Here is a 14,442-nt window from a genome sequence, read left to right as displayed (position 1 = left end):
AGAGTGAAGGAACATTTATGGAGTTAATCATATATTTAGGTATTGGTGCAATCGCTGGATTCGCCGCTGGTTTATTTGGTGTTGGTGGTGGCTTAATTATTGTACCTATTCTTTATGTGGTGTTTACCAAAATGGGCTATGATCCATCGGTCATTATGCACATGGCATTAGGAACTTCGCTGGCGACAATTATTGTTACCTCTATTAGCTCTGTCACTGCACACCATAAAAAGGGCGCAGTGCTTTGGAATGTTTTTAAAAATCTCGCACCAGGTTTAGTACTTGGCTCATTCATTGGTGCTGGAATCGCGGATATTTTATCTGGGCAACATTTACAGCTGATTATCGGTGCCTTTGCACTTTGGGTGGCATTTAAAATGTTTAAAGGGGCAAATGTTCAGGTCGATGAATCTAAACAATTGCCTTCTGCACCTAAACAAATGCTTGCCGGTGGTGGAATTGGGATTGCTTCTGCAATATTTGGTATTGGTGGTGGAAGTCTGACAGTACCTTATTTAAATAAAAATGGTGTGGTCATGCAGAAAGCCGTAGCGACTTCAGCGGCTTGTGGTTTACCGATTGCAATAGCAGGGGCATTAGGTTTTATGTTCTTCGGTGCACAGGAGCAGACTGAGATTAAAAATGCGATTGGTTATGTGCACATCTATGCGTTCATTGGGATTAGTGTGATGAGTTTTATCACGGCTAAATTAGGAGCAAAAGTTGCCCATGCACTTTCACCTGCAATGTTAAAAAAATGTTTTGCATGTCTACTTACACTGGTTGGTCTTTATTTTATTTATCAAGGGATTATGAGGTAAGTTGTTGCTTAATATCCGATCAATAGCACTTCTCCCTTAAGCAAAGTTGACTTAAAATGCATTAAAATTGTCGGACAATGTCATGGTTTATTTTGAATTAAATCAGGTAAAACTAAAATAATGACAATTGACATTGTCCAAGAATAATAAACCGAGATAGGAACGATATGCATTTGGAAGAAGTGGACAGCCTTTCAGAACAAATTGCCAAACATATTAGCGAACAAATCATTAGTGGCGAATTGGTTGAAGGTGAACGTATACAAGAACTACGTATTGCCAAAGAACTGGATGTCAGTCGTGGCTCGGTACGCGAAGCCCTTTTGCTTTTAGAAAGAACGCATCTAATTGAAATTTACCCACGCCGTGGAGCAATCGTATCTGAAATGTCCGCACAACAAGTGCGAGCATTGTTTGATACCAGTGCTTTATTATTGGGACAGATTGTGCAACGGATGAGTGAAACATGGCGCAATCATGAAGCTGAGGCAATTCAACACATGATGAATCATTTGGTTGAACAGGTAAAACAAGGCAATACAGAAAAATTTTATGATGGTATTTTCCAATTTCTCTCTGCTCAGCAAGATATGGTGGGTAATCCATATCTGATGAAGTTTTATCGTGAGCTGTTACCATCACTACGTAGAAGTTATTTTTTAACCTTAAATACTTCAAGACGCGAGCTTCAAGAAGCATTAGAATTACTTAAGTTGGTGATTGATGCAATTTTAATCCGAAAATCACAACAAGCTACTTTATTTATGGAAGATTTTTGTCGACACTTGCGTAATCTCGTGTTGGAATCTCTGACACGGATGAAACAAATTGAACTCGCTTGGGCGCGGAGATCGCGTCGGTAGTAACTAGGACATTATGCGTTTAAGCAGCTTAAAACTTTCAGGCTTCAAATCGTTTGCCGATAGTACAACATTACAATTCAAAGATAACCGTACCGCGGTCGTAGGTCCAAATGGTTGTGGTAAATCCAATGTGATTGATGCCATTCGTTGGGTCATGGGGGAATCCAGTGCACGCCAGTTACGTGGTGGCAGTATGCAGGATGTTATTTTTACTGGAACGGCAAAGCGAAAGCCTGTCGGTATGGCAAGTGTAGAATTACGCTTTGAAAATACCTATGGCAAGCTTGGCGGTGCGTATAATGCTTATACGGAATTAGCCGTTCGTCGTCAGGTCAATCGCGACGGTAAATCTGAATATTTTCTCAATGGAACCAAATGTCGTCGTCGTGATATTACCGATATTTTTCTGGGTACAGGTTTAGGACCGCGTTCATATGCAATCATTGAACAAGGGATGATCAATCGTTTGGTCGATGCCAAACCAGAAGAAATGCGTGTTTTTATTGAGGAAGCTGCGGGTGTTTCTCGTTATCAAGCGCGTCGTCGTGAGACATTGCAACATTTAGAGCACACGACCCAAAATTTAGATCGTCTAGAAGATATCGCCTCAGAACTCAAATCACAATTAAAAACATTAAAGCGCCAGTCTGAAACTGCGGTTCAATATAAGACTCTGGAAACTGAGATTCGTACCCTCAAGATTGAAATTCTTTCATTTCAGTGTGAACGTAGTTCTCGTTTGCAAGAACAATATACGATTGAAATGAACGAACTGGGTGAACATTTCAAATTGGTTCGTTCCGATATGAGTACCTTGGAACATGATCTCACCTCTACCAATGAACTGTTTCAACGTTTAATTCAACAATCGACGCCATTGCAAAATGAATGGCAACAGGCAGAGAAAAAACTGTCTGAGTTGAAAATGACCTTGGAGCAAAAACAAAGTTTGTTTCAACAAAATTCAGAAGCTTTGGGTAGTTTTGAGCAACAAAAAGCGCAAACCAAAGAAAAAATTCAATTGATGGAGTTGCAATTAGAAACGTTGCATAGTCAATTGGATCAACAAGCTGAACAGTTAAAACAATCTGAGTCTGAAACTCAACAAGGGACACAAGCATTTAGTGATTTAAAAGCACAGCAGTTGCAAGCACAACAACACTATGAACAGGTGAAAGTTCAAGTTGAAAAGCAACAGCAGCAAAAAGCTCAGATGCAAGCACAGGTTGAGCAACTTGCCAAAAATGTCGCACGTATTGAGCAGCAAAGAGAAACCTTAAAAACTCAGGCAAGTCAGATCCAAAGCCAATTTCAGACTGAAGATTTAGTACAACTCGAACAAGACAAAGCTGTTGCGCAAGCAAGTATTTTGCAATTAGAGCAGAGTATTGCTGAAACTAAAATGCAATTAGAACAATTGCAAGAACAAATCAACCAGCAAAAAACGCTGATTTCGAGTTTGAAATCTGAATTACACGTTTTGCAGTCAGAACAGAAAAATTTAAATCAGCTCATTGCAAAGCATGCGGTCAAAACAGATATCCATGCAGTGCAATTGATGCAGGTTTTGCAGTTAAATGATCAGGGTAAAGCACATGCCAATTTGATCGAAAAATTCTTAGCCAAGTGGTTATCAGCAGAAGTTTTAGATCAAAGTGCAGATTTTGCTGACAGTTCAGCACGCCAGCTTAAAGCATTACAAGGGTTAGAAAAAATCCAGTTGTCAGGTCTGGTTTGTTTAGCGGACTGGATTGAGTCACCGCAGTATTCATTATGGAATCATGTGGCGATTGCTGAAAATAAGGCGCAAGCACTGACAGTTCAATCACAGCTCAAGACAGGACAAAGTATATTAACCTTGGACGGTTATCATGTCGGTCAAGACTGGATGATTGGTCTGTTCTTTGATGAATCCAGTCAAGCAGCTCAAGGTGCATTAAGCCATCGTATTCGTATTGAAGAAATTGAGCATCAGCTTGCCGATCTACAGCCTAAACTGATAGATGCTGAACATGCTTTGCCTCAACTCAGCCAAAGTTTTGCTGAGTTGCAAAAACATATTCAAATAGATCAAGATGCACTCAAGCAAGAGCAAACGCGAGTACAACAGTTTGATGTACAAATTGCCAAACAGCAAAGCGCCTCGCAAGCATTTGAACTACATAAAGTCCAGCTGAATAATCAGTTGCAACAACTGGATGAGCAACTTGAAGAAGATGCAATGCAAAAAGATGATCTTGAGATCGATATGCATTCGGTCATTCTCAAACTTGAGCAAAATCTTCCAGAATTTAAGGCACTGCAATACAAGTTGGATGAGTTAAATGAGCAAGTAGAAGAACAACAGCAGCAATTACAACTTAAACAGCAGGACTTTGAAACGACCCGTCGTTTGGCTGAGCAAAATAAGCAGCAGATTGAATTATTAGACAAAGATCTGTCTTTTTCTAAAACTCAATATCAACAAATTATTGCTCAAATGGAACAAGCGAAGAAATTTGTTGATCCTATTCAGTTGGAGTTACCAAGCCTAGAGTCGCAATATGCTGAGCAAGCACAGCAAACTGAAAAGTTGCAGAAGACTTGGAGTGAGTGGCAAGTTGAGTTGAACAATATTCAGTCAAAACAACAGCAGCTTACTGAAATGCGTCATTTGCACCAACAAAACGATGAACAATTGCGTAGCAAGCTAGAAGAACGTCGTTTGGCTTGGCAATCGGCAAAATCGGATTTACAGCATTATTCTGATCAATTGAAAGAAATGAATGCTGAAATTAAGCAAGGTGTCTTGATTGATTTGCCTGTACACCAAGAGAAGTTTGAAAAAGCACAACGTCAGTTTGAAAAACTAGGCGCGGTTAACCTTGCAGCTTCAGAAGAATATGAGGAAGTGTCTAAGCGTTTTGAAGATTTAAGCCATCAAATGCAGGACTTGGAAAATACCGTTGGGCAATTAAAAGATGCCATGAAAACAATTGACCAAGAAACCAAAAAACTGTTTATGGGAACTTTTGACCAAGTCAATTCAGAGCTGAAAGTTTTATTCCCTAAAGTTTTTAATGGTGGTGAAGCGAGTTTAAGCCTTGAAGACGATTGGCAGTCTGGCGTAAAGTTAATGGCGCGTCCACCAGGCAAGAAAAACAGTTCTTTGGCATTGTTATCAGGTGGCGAAAAAGCTTTAACAGCACTGGCATTGGTGTTTGCGATTTTCCGGTTAAATCCTGCACCATTCTGTGTTTTGGATGAAGTTGATGCACCTTTAGACGATGCCAATGTAGGACGCTTTTGTAATTTGGTAAAAGAGCTTTCTGATCAAGTGCAATTCATTTACATTACACATAATAAAGTTGCAATGACGATGGCAACCGATTTGCTGGGGGTGACGATGCCTGAACCAGGCACTTCAAAACTCGTCACTGTGAATTTGGAAGAGGCAAGAGAGTACGGTTTAGCCGCGGAGTCGTAGTATGGAAATCACCACAATTATTGGAATTGTTGCTGCCGTAATCATCATTCTGGTTGGTTTGAGAATGATGCTACGAAAGCCAAATGATGCAGCACCTTCTCTTGAGTCTGCGTTACACATCAATGCTGACTGTCAGCAACCTGTGATTCCTCGTCATGTGCGTGATCAGTTACAGATTGCACGTGCTACGCCAGAACAACAACGTGTTGAACCGAATTTAAATGCACTAGACTCCGTTGATGTTGCTGAAGAAAAAGTACAAAAGCTTGATGATGTTGTTCAAGATGCAAATTCAACGCAGTCAACTGAAGTAGATTCAATTAAAGATATTGATCAAAATGATCCAGCAAATGTTGAAGCGCACCAGAAAACTGATCATGCTGAATCTGAAGCATTGAACCGCACTGATTTATATACAAAGACTGACGAGAATTCGTCTGTAGATACCATTGAATCAGACAAAAGTGTTGTAGATAAAGAAAAAGAGTCAGTATTTCAACTCAACGCCAATGTAGAAACTGCTGAAATCAAAGAGTTTGATGAAGAAAGTAGTATTTTGGATGTGCATCTCAATGAACAGCAAAAATACGATGATGAAAGTGTGCTTTCAAAAGCGGAAACGATTATTGCGTTAAATGTATATCCAAACCCACGTAAAGCATTGTCAGGTGATAAGACACTTAAAATGCTTTTGAAGTATGGTTTACGTTTTGGTGAACTTTCTTGTTTTCATCGTTATGAAAACCCGGAGGAAGAAAGCCATTTACTGTTTTCTGTGTTGCGGGTGACAGACAACGGACCTGATGGATTTGATCTTGAAACTTTGTCGACTGAGCAAGTACAAGGATTAGCATTTTTCTTGGCATTGCCACACTCAGATGTGCAGAAAGGTTTTGATACCATGGTCAGTATTGCAGGTTTAATCGCTCGTGAGATTGATGGCACGGTTTATGATGAGAACAACCTTGAGTTTACACCACAGTTGAAAGAGCATTGGCGTCATAAGGCGATTGATTATCGCTCAGGGCATGACGCTTAGCATAAGCGTATATTTACTTTATAATTGGTATTCAAAATTTTAGGCGGAGTTATCCGCCTTTTTAGATGGTGAAATAATTTATGGAAAATAATCCTGTCGTGACGCAAATGCGTCAATTGATTCAGCTCATAGCCAAACATAACCATGCTTATTATGTGATGGATCAACCCAGTATTGAAGACAGTGAATATGATCAGCTATTTCACCAACTCAAAGCATTAGAACAGCAATATCCAGACTTAGTTCAGGCAGATAGTCCTGTGAATAAAGTCGGAGGTAAACCGCTGGCTAAATTTGAAACCATAACTCATACCGTACCAATGTTGTCATTGGGCAATGTGTTTAATCAAGAAGAACTGTTTGCTTTTGCCCGCCGTATTGAGGAACGCTTACCCAACCAGAAAATTCAATATGATGTGGAGTTGAAATTCGATGGATTGGCGATTTCACTTTGGTATGAAAACGGTGTGTTGACTCGTGGTGTAACCCGTGGGGACGGTGAAACAGGCGAAGTGATTACTCAAAATGTCAAAACGATTCGCAATCTACCCAAAGTGTTGTCTTCGGACAAAGTTGCAGTGCCTCGTTTACTAGAAGTTCGTGGCGAAGTGCTGATGCCTAAAGCTGGTTTTGAACGATTGAATGCTGAGAATGAAGCCAAAGGTGAAAAAACATTTGCCAATCCTCGCAATGCCGCAGCAGGAAGTTTGCGACAGCTAGATCCAAATATTGCTGCATCACGACCTTTGGCATTCTATGCGTATGGGATTGCACAGTGCGAACCTAATCATGGGTTAAGCTCGATGTCAGCAAGCCTTGAATGGTTGACTAATTTTGGCTTTGCCGTAGGCGAACGTCATTTTATTTGTGACAGTATTCAGGAAGTTCAAGAAAAATATCAGCAAATCAATCAAGAGCGTCCGAATTTGGCGGTTGAAATTGACGGAATGGTCATTAAGGTGGATGACCTACAACAACAACAAAAGCTTGGTTTTTTAAGTCGAGAGCCACGTTGGGCAACAGCCTATAAATTCCCCGCCGTTGCTGCTTTGACAACAGTTGAAAATATTGATTGGCAAGTGGGGCGAACTGGTACATTAACCCCCGTAGCTCGTTTAAACCCTGTGGCTGTGGGTGGTGTCACCGTTTCAAATGTGACTTTGCATAATATTGGTGAAATCCATCGTTTAGATGTTCGAATTGGCGATACTGTAAGTGTCTATCGCAGTGGTGATGTGATTCCTAAAGTTGAGAAAGTTTGGCTAGAGTTTCGTCCAGACAATGTGGTTGAAGTGCATTTGCCCGAAAACTGTCCTGTATGTTCGTCACCTGTAGTGATGCCCGAAGGTGAGGCTTTAGCTCGATGTTCAGGCGGTTTGTATTGTTCAGCACAGCGTATTGAAGCCATTCGACACTTTGTTTCTCGTAAAGCGATGGACATCGAAGGTCTAGGTGATCGTTGGGTGGAGTCATTACTTCATCTTGATTTATTAAAAGATGTTGCTGATATTTATCACTTACATGAACATCGTGAACAGCTATTGACCATTGAGAAAATGGGCGAAAAATCTGTTCAGAATTTACTGGATGCCATTGAAAACAGTAAGAAAACAACCTTAGCTGCATTTATCTATGCACTTGGAATTCGTGGCGTCGGTGAAACGACAGCGCGTATGCTTGCCAATACATTCCAAACCTTTGATGCAATTCGCCATGCTGATCTCGAAGCCTTGAAAAAGACACCAGATGTGGGTGGAATTACAGCTGAATGGATCGTCGATTTTTTCCAAGCCTCACATAATCTTGAAGTTATTGATCGGTTACTGGCGGCAGGAATTCACTGGGATGCTCCAATAGCACCAACACGTCAGCCTTTAAATGGTGAGAGTTGGGTGATTACTGGAACATTAGCAACGATGGGGCGTGATGATGCGACTCAGATGCTTCAAGCTTTAGGTGCTCGTGTGAGTGGCAGTGTTTCAAGTAAAACCAAATGTGTGGTTGCTGGAGAAAAGGCGGGTTCTAAACTCGAAAAAGCAGAAAAATTGGGCATTCCAGTGTTGGATGAGCAAGCCTTTTTAGCGTTGATGGCTGATTATGGTCAAGCTTAAATATGCTTGAATAAATTCCTAAGCTATTGTAAAGATACATTCTGTGTGTCTTTACAATCATCTTTAGGTCATGAAAATAATAAAACGATATGTTGCTTGCTTTCTACTGTTATTGCCAACAACCTCAGTTTTTGCCGTGAATGATTGTGAGCATACGAGTGGTTTAAAACAGTTGAATGAGCATTTAAATCAATCTATTGAAAATGATTTATACCACTATTGGTATTTGCGAATTAAACATTTTAACGAATTCATGCTTAGATCCTTTAAACAGGATCAACAATCGGTGAATGACTTGATTTGGTCAAAACAATATACACAAGCTCAACTCAAACAAAAACTGATACAAAAAAATCAAAACATCTTCCATGATTTGAATACTCAGTTTGTCAAAATTGCTCAACAACAACAGGCAAAAGAAACAGAATTGGATGATGTTTACCACTATATTGCCAATTATGAAAAGTTATTAGAACCCTATATCGCAATGCAATTAGATAAACAACAAAAGCAACTTTTGATGGTTTATGCTGCTCAGAAAGATCAAACGATCAATGCGCTTTTTCAGTATGACATTCATGAGGACGAATTATTAAAACAACAGATCCAACAAAATTTTCATTTTAAATTTACAGAAATTAAGACGTTAAATCAGGAACATGATCAGGACAAACGAATTTCATATTGCCAAATGAAGCTGATGTTAAATCAGCAAAAAAGTGTGATCTTAGAATATACGATCGGTCAATTTGTTGATGAGCCAGATGTGTTGCTCATGCCAACTGAATTTAAAGTGAATAGGCTGAATGTGGGATATGAAGATATTGGGCATTACTTAATCGTGCAATAATCGGTTTCTTCATAAAGCTTGAAAAAGTAATTTTTGGGAAGATGTTTAAATGTATTTTAGCTTGATCAAGCATGAAACCTTGATCATGAGATAAAAATAAATCTGTAAGACTTTTATTTACAACGCCAAGTTTTACATGAAAAATTTACATCAATTAAGCTAGGCGATGCTTAGCCATAGAAAGCGATTATTCATATTTCATGGATACTTAAAAGTATTGAATACTATTTTGGATGGCGAAGAAGTCTCATATTTTTTATATGATAATCATTCCTATTTATTAGAATTTTCCATTAAAAAAAGTTTTAGATGAAAAATTACAATATTTAACAATAGTGATAGTGTATATAGTAATCATTATCAATTGAAAAATAAATTTTTGAATATGAAAATTTTTTCCCAAACTCTTGTAGTTAATTCTATTGCTGTTGCTCTTTTTGGCGGGGGTACTCTACAAACAGCTTTGGCTGATACGGAGGTTTCAACCTTACCGACAATCAAAGTTGCTGCTGAAAAACAGCAAGAGGAGGCAACTTTTGCCAATGGCGCTTTGAAAAAAAATACCCAGTTAGGACCATTGGGCAACAAGCAAATTATTGATACCCCATTTAGTATTAATAGTTATTCTGAGCAGTTGATTGAAAACCAACAAGCAAATACTGCGGGTGAAGTCTTAAAAAATGATGCCAGTGTAAGAACGACGACCAATCAAGGGCATCTCAATGAAAACTTTAAAATCCGTGGCTTTGATGTCAATCATGAGGATTTAAATTATAACGGCTTTTATGGTGTAGCCCCTTATGGGCGTATGCCAACAGAGTTTTTAGAATCCGTTTCAGTGCTTAAAGGACCAAATGCATTGGTCGCGGGTGTTGCTCCTACAGGAAGTGTGGGGGGCATTATTATTGGTCATTCAAAACGAGCCGATAAAGAATTAACACGTGTTTCAGCTGCATATGAAGACGGAGGATATTACCAATCGGGATTTGATGTATCACGTCGTTTTGGTCAAGAGAAAGAATTTGGACTACGTGTAAATGGTGCTTATGCAGATGGTGAGCATATCATTGATGGTATGAATGATCGTCAAGCACTGGGCTCAATTGCTGCCGATTACACTACAGATAAAGTCAAAATTAACTTAGATGCATATGCGGTAAAAGGAAATCGTAAGGGGGGCTCACCTGCGATGGTTGCGATGGGTGGAAAGGGAAGTGTTAATCAGGTTCTTGCCGCACCAAAAGGTGATTTAAACTATTTCTCAGACTTAAAAGGCAATACCAACAGCCAATTTGTGGGGTTATCTGGTGAATATAAATTTACCCCTGATTTAAAAGTATTTGCGGGTATTGGTTATGTTGAAAAATCATACGATGGGCATCTTTTTGGTACGCGTATGATTGTGAATAATGTCAATGGAAATGCCACATCTCAATATTATCGCGTGGGTTCAAAAGAACATAACACCGCAGCAAACTTTGGCTTTGAGGGGAAGTTTGATACAGGTTCTATTCAACATACATTAGGTTTACGTGCGGATTATTTAACGCGTCAGTATACCCAACATAAAGCAGCAACCAGTTCGAGTTTTACAACGAATTTATACCATCCATCCAATACCGGAAAGATGCCAACAACTTATCCTGAAATTGTGCCTTATGGTGATAATGAGTATGTGAGTTACACCTTAACTGACCAGATTTCAATGCTAGATGATAAGTTGCAACTCATTTTAGGTGCTCGCTATCAAGATATTGATACAAAGAACTTGGTTAAAAAAACATCTTATAATTCAGATAAACTTTCTCCAAGTTTGGGCATTGTGATTAAACCCTTTGGCGAGGATCTGTCTTTTTATGCAAGCTATGTCGAGGGTTTAGCAGAAGGCGTGACGGTCTCTGAGATTACCTATCCGACTGCAACCAATCAGGGAGATACGCTTGCACCATACCAAACTAAACAATATGAATTGGGCGCCAAATATCAATGGGGTTCATGGTTAAACACTGTGGCGTTGTATCAAATTGAAAAGCCCGAGGTATATCAGGACACTATAACAAATAAGGTTAAAGATGATGCTGAGACTCGTTCACGTGGTATCGAATGGTCTTTCTCTGGAAATGTAACAGATGCATTATCTTTAATGGGGAGCTTGGCTTATATCGATGCGGAATACGTGAAATCTGGTAAAACAGCGATTCAGGGAAATAACGTTTATGGTGTTCCTGATTTTACTGCCTCTTTGGGACTTGATTATGCGATTCCTCAAATTGACGGTCTCAATATAAACACGCGTGTGAGTTATGTGAGTGAACAATATTTGAATGAAGAGAACAGCCTAGAACTTCCTGATTATACAATTGTTGATTTAGGTGCACGTTATAAAACTAAACTTGGTGGAGTAAATACCACATTTCTTGCCAATGTTGATAACGTGACCAATAAAAAATATTGGGAAGGGGTTTTTAATTCAAATTACGCTTTGGTGGGTGGTGCTCGAACATATAAAGTTGGTGTAACCTTTGATTTCTAAGCCTAGCTGATTTTGAGCGTGATAAAACAACAAGCCTTTTTCATATATGAAAAAGGCTTGTTGTTTTAAAGAAAACGTGTATGGCTGAAATGTTGGCAGACGCTAAATATATTTTTTCACCACACCATCATCAAGCAATTGTTGAAAATGCTCCACTAAACTGGTCTCAATATCACGATAGTGGATGCCCAATTCTTTGATACTTTTATCTGCATTAAAGAAGATCGGATAGCCCATATTCTTTTCAATAAAGTCACGTGAATAACCAAATACAGGTCCAATAAATTTAAAAGCTTTTTTCGGAACTTGATTGCGGGGGAAAGGAAATTTTTGTCCAAAATTTTGACGTAAAATTTTTCCCATTTCCAAGAGGCTGAGTGAACCACCACTTATAATGTAGCGACCAGAAGCGTGTGGGTTAAACGCGGCTAAAATATGTGCATCAGCTACATCTCGAACATCAACAATACCATTCCACATCGGTGGAACACCAAATAGCGTCATTCCGTTGGCAAATTGTTCGAGGACTTCAACACTGCCTGACTGAGTATTTGCCGTTAGTGATGGTCCAAGCACTAAAGCTGGATTTACACAAATAAGCTCCCAGCGATTTTGTGCTTTTGCCATTTCCCAAGCTTTTCGTTCAGCCATGACTTTAGAGTAAGGATAAGGTTGATGGGTCGTTGAACTGGTTGTGTTCCAATGGGACTCATCAAACTGATTGTGTTCAGTTTTTAATATATCGATTGCATCACCATAGGTTGAAGCAATACTTGACGTCACAATGACACGTTTTACAGAATCTGTTTTATTGACACTATTGAGGACATTTTCTGTTCCTAAAATTGCAGGCTCAATAATATCTTTAATGGCATCTTTATAGTTGGTCACTACAAATGGTGATGCCATATGTAATACAACTTCACAACCTTGCATCGCCTCATCGAAAGAATCTTTTTCAAGCAGATTGGCTTTGAAAAGCTTAAGTGTTCCTGTACTTTGCTGTGCTATTTTTTCAAGATGGGCAAAGCTTTGTTTTTTATTTAAATCCCGTACAGTTGCATGAACGGTATAACCTTGCTCCAATAGCTTTTGAATCACCCAACTCGCAATATAGCCTGTTGCACCTGTGACCAAAATCGGGGCTGAAATATTTCCCTGAACCATTATTTTTTCCTTCTAATTTTTAATATTCAATATCATAAATATTAAGGCGAATGTTGTCTTGAAATATTAGCATTAAAAAAATTAAAAAAGTGATCGCTTGAGTTTAGCGATTAAAATTTAATAGAAAACAAAATCATGATGGCAAATAAGAAGCATTTTTAATGGTTACAAAATAAATCATTGTCATTTTTAGCAATAAATCGCCATCAAAAGTATGGTGAATGATTGCAAGAGGTTATTTTATATATAGAAAATTACTTATTTGAATTGCAAATGCGTATGTTTCTCATTTTAATTTTATAAAAATCATAAACTTACACATTTTGCCTTTTGCAAATTTTATAAAATTTGCCCATACTATTGCAAAAGAATGTGGAGTAATTGAAATGCGTGGCAATCCAGAAGTCGTAGACTATCTAAATATGTTGATCGGTGGCGAACTGGCTGCTCGTGATCAATACCTCATTCATTCTCGTATGTACGAGGATTGGGGCTTAAGCAAAATTTATGAGCGTATCGATCATGAAATGCAAGAAGAAGCTTCACATGCTGATGCTTTAATTCGCCGTGTACTTTTCCTTGAAGGTACACCGAATATGAATCGAGATGATATCGTCACTGGTGAAGATGTGGTGACTTGCTTAAAAGCAGATTTGGCGTTGGAATATCATGTGCGTGAAAAACTTGCACAGGGCGTAAGACTGTGTGAAGAAAAAGGTGACTACGTTACCCGTGATATGCTTCGTCAGCAAATGAATGACACAGAAGAAGACCACACGTATTGGTTAGAAAAACAATTGCGTTTGATCGAATTGATTGGTTTACAAAACTATATTCAGTCGCAAATGTAAGATTTGCTGTATGAGATCAAAAAGCCTTTAGATTTTATCATCTAAAGGCTTTTTTTTAGTGGTGTCGAGCTATTTCAGCACCAAACAAGCTCAATCATTTGTTCGATGTTTAAGTGCTAATTAAATAGCACGCCATCATAGCTAAGGCTTTATACAATTATTTTTTTGAAAATTTTTGGATATCAGCAAGCACTTGATTTGCGTGCGTTTGAGTATTTACACTGCTGTAGTGATACACAATTGAGCCTTGAGGATCAATTAAGAAAGTTTCTCTTTTTGCGATTTTGGTAATTCCGAGATTACGCACAATCCCAAACTGACTCGCCAATTGGTGATTGGTATCCGCAAGAATCGGGAAATTGAGTCCCAATTTTTCTGAAAATTTCTGATGAGATTTTACATCATCCAAACTTACACCAAGCACTACAGCATTATTCTTAATGAATTGTGGATAGAGTGATTTGAATTGATTGGCTTCTTGAGTACAACCAGGTGAATCATCCTTTGGATAGAAGTACAGAACGACCCATTTACCTTTATATTGACTCAGTTCATGCCATTTTGAATTTTGATCTTGTAGTTTAAAACTGGGCGCAGGTTTTCCAACCCATTGTCGTTCTGATTCATAAGAAGAAAAAATTGAATTTTCAGCATGACTGACCCGATTCAACATCAACAGGGTAGAAATAGAAAGTAACCCTATACCTAATATTTTAAGTGATTTCATTGTATATCCTTTGC

At 38.7% G+C, this 14,442-nt stretch carries 10 protein-coding genes; 8 read left to right on the top strand and 2 right to left on the bottom strand.

What is annotated here, in order from left to right; all coding sequences use genetic code 11:
* The first annotated feature begins 17 nt into the window (after window positions 1–17).
* The 7 genes from AC1Z3T_RS15385 to AC1Z3T_RS15355 all read left to right on the top strand — a co-directional run bounded on the left by AC1Z3T_RS15385 (window position 18) and on the right by AC1Z3T_RS15355 (window position 11,683).
* Window positions 18–821, top strand: coding sequence for a sulfite exporter TauE/SafE family protein (locus tag AC1Z3T_RS15385; RefSeq protein ID WP_100885970.1), 804 nt, complete (start codon window positions 18–20; stop codon window positions 819–821).
* Window positions 822–988: 167 nt separating this feature from the next.
* A complete protein-coding gene (locus tag AC1Z3T_RS15380) occupies window positions 989–1,684 on the top strand; it encodes a GntR family transcriptional regulator (RefSeq protein ID WP_004830296.1) in 696 nt (231 codons plus the stop codon).
* A gap of 13 nt (window positions 1,685–1,697) precedes the next feature.
* Entirely contained in the window at window positions 1,698–5,150 is a 3,453-nt protein-coding gene (smc, locus tag AC1Z3T_RS15375) for a chromosome segregation protein SMC (protein ID WP_100885969.1), read from the top strand.
* Window position 5,151: 1 nt separating this feature from the next.
* Complete coding sequence (locus tag AC1Z3T_RS15370) at window positions 5,152–6,189, top strand: cell division protein ZipA C-terminal FtsZ-binding domain-containing protein (RefSeq protein WP_100885968.1); 1,038 nt, start codon at window positions 5,152–5,154, stop codon at window positions 6,187–6,189.
* 80 nt (window positions 6,190–6,269) lie between these two features.
* Window positions 6,270–8,300 carry an NAD-dependent DNA ligase LigA gene (gene ligA, locus AC1Z3T_RS15365; RefSeq protein WP_042088021.1) on the top strand — a complete coding sequence of 677 codons (2,031 nt, stop codon included), beginning with the start codon at window positions 6,270–6,272 and terminating at the stop codon, window positions 8,298–8,300.
* A 70-nt stretch (window positions 8,301–8,370) separates the two neighbouring features.
* Window positions 8,371–9,150 carry a hypothetical protein gene (locus tag AC1Z3T_RS15360; RefSeq protein WP_483396768.1) on the top strand — a complete coding sequence of 260 codons (780 nt, stop codon included), beginning with the start codon at window positions 8,371–8,373 and terminating at the stop codon, window positions 9,148–9,150.
* 385 nt (window positions 9,151–9,535) lie between these two features.
* Window positions 9,536–11,683: a TonB-dependent receptor gene (locus tag AC1Z3T_RS15355; protein WP_483396767.1), complete on the top strand. Its 2,148-nt coding sequence runs from the start codon at window positions 9,536–9,538 to the stop codon at window positions 11,681–11,683.
* Between the two features lie 102 nt (window positions 11,684–11,785).
* Here AC1Z3T_RS15355 and AC1Z3T_RS15350 read toward each other — a convergent pair whose 3' ends face one another.
* Window positions 11,786–12,850 (bottom strand): SDR family oxidoreductase, encoded by a 1,065-nt coding sequence (locus AC1Z3T_RS15350; RefSeq protein WP_414435465.1) that lies wholly within the window; start codon window positions 12,848–12,850, stop codon window positions 11,786–11,788.
* 386 nt (window positions 12,851–13,236) lie between these two features.
* Between AC1Z3T_RS15350 and ftn the strand changes: the two genes are divergently transcribed.
* Entirely contained in the window at window positions 13,237–13,701 is a 465-nt protein-coding gene (gene ftn, locus AC1Z3T_RS15345; protein WP_335969955.1) for a heteropolymeric bacterioferritin subunit Ftn, read from the top strand.
* Between the two features lie 157 nt (window positions 13,702–13,858).
* Here the strand turns inward: ftn and AC1Z3T_RS15340 are convergent, their stop codons facing one another.
* Entirely contained in the window at window positions 13,859–14,428 is a 570-nt protein-coding gene (locus AC1Z3T_RS15340) for a peroxiredoxin (RefSeq protein WP_042088028.1), read from the bottom strand.
* Window positions 14,429–14,442: the final 14 nt, after the last annotated feature.

It is taken from the genome of Acinetobacter sp. B-6 (assembly GCF_056930735.1).
The sequence above is the reverse complement of the archived record's forward strand: the minus strand, read 5'-3'. Positions and strand labels throughout refer to the sequence as shown.

What these genes read in the sequence shown, in the direction of transcription:
- AC1Z3T_RS15385 (WP_100885970.1), top strand. Translation starts at nt 18, where the DNA reads ATGGAGTTAATCATATATTTAGGTATTGGTGCAATCGCTGGATTCGCC.
- AC1Z3T_RS15380 (WP_004830296.1), top strand. Translation starts at nt 989, where the DNA reads ATGCATTTGGAAGAAGTGGACAGCCTTTCAGAACAAATTGCCAAACAT.
- smc (WP_100885969.1), top strand. Translation starts at nt 1,698, where the DNA reads ATGCGTTTAAGCAGCTTAAAACTTTCAGGCTTCAAATCGTTTGCCGAT.
- AC1Z3T_RS15370 (WP_100885968.1), top strand. Translation starts at nt 5,152, where the DNA reads ATGGAAATCACCACAATTATTGGAATTGTTGCTGCCGTAATCATCATT.
- ligA (WP_042088021.1), top strand. Translation starts at nt 6,270, where the DNA reads ATGGAAAATAATCCTGTCGTGACGCAAATGCGTCAATTGATTCAGCTC.
- AC1Z3T_RS15360 (WP_483396768.1), top strand. Translation starts at nt 8,371, where the DNA reads ATGAAAATAATAAAACGATATGTTGCTTGCTTTCTACTGTTATTGCCA.
- AC1Z3T_RS15355 (WP_483396767.1), top strand. Translation starts at nt 9,536, where the DNA reads ATGAAAATTTTTTCCCAAACTCTTGTAGTTAATTCTATTGCTGTTGCT.
- AC1Z3T_RS15350 (WP_414435465.1), bottom strand. Translation starts at nt 12,850, where the DNA reads ATGGTTCAGGGAAATATTTCAGCCCCGATTTTGGTCACAGGTGCAACA.
- ftn (WP_335969955.1), top strand. Translation starts at nt 13,237, where the DNA reads ATGCGTGGCAATCCAGAAGTCGTAGACTATCTAAATATGTTGATCGGT.
- AC1Z3T_RS15340 (WP_042088028.1), bottom strand. Translation starts at nt 14,428, where the DNA reads ATGAAATCACTTAAAATATTAGGTATAGGGTTACTTTCTATTTCTACC.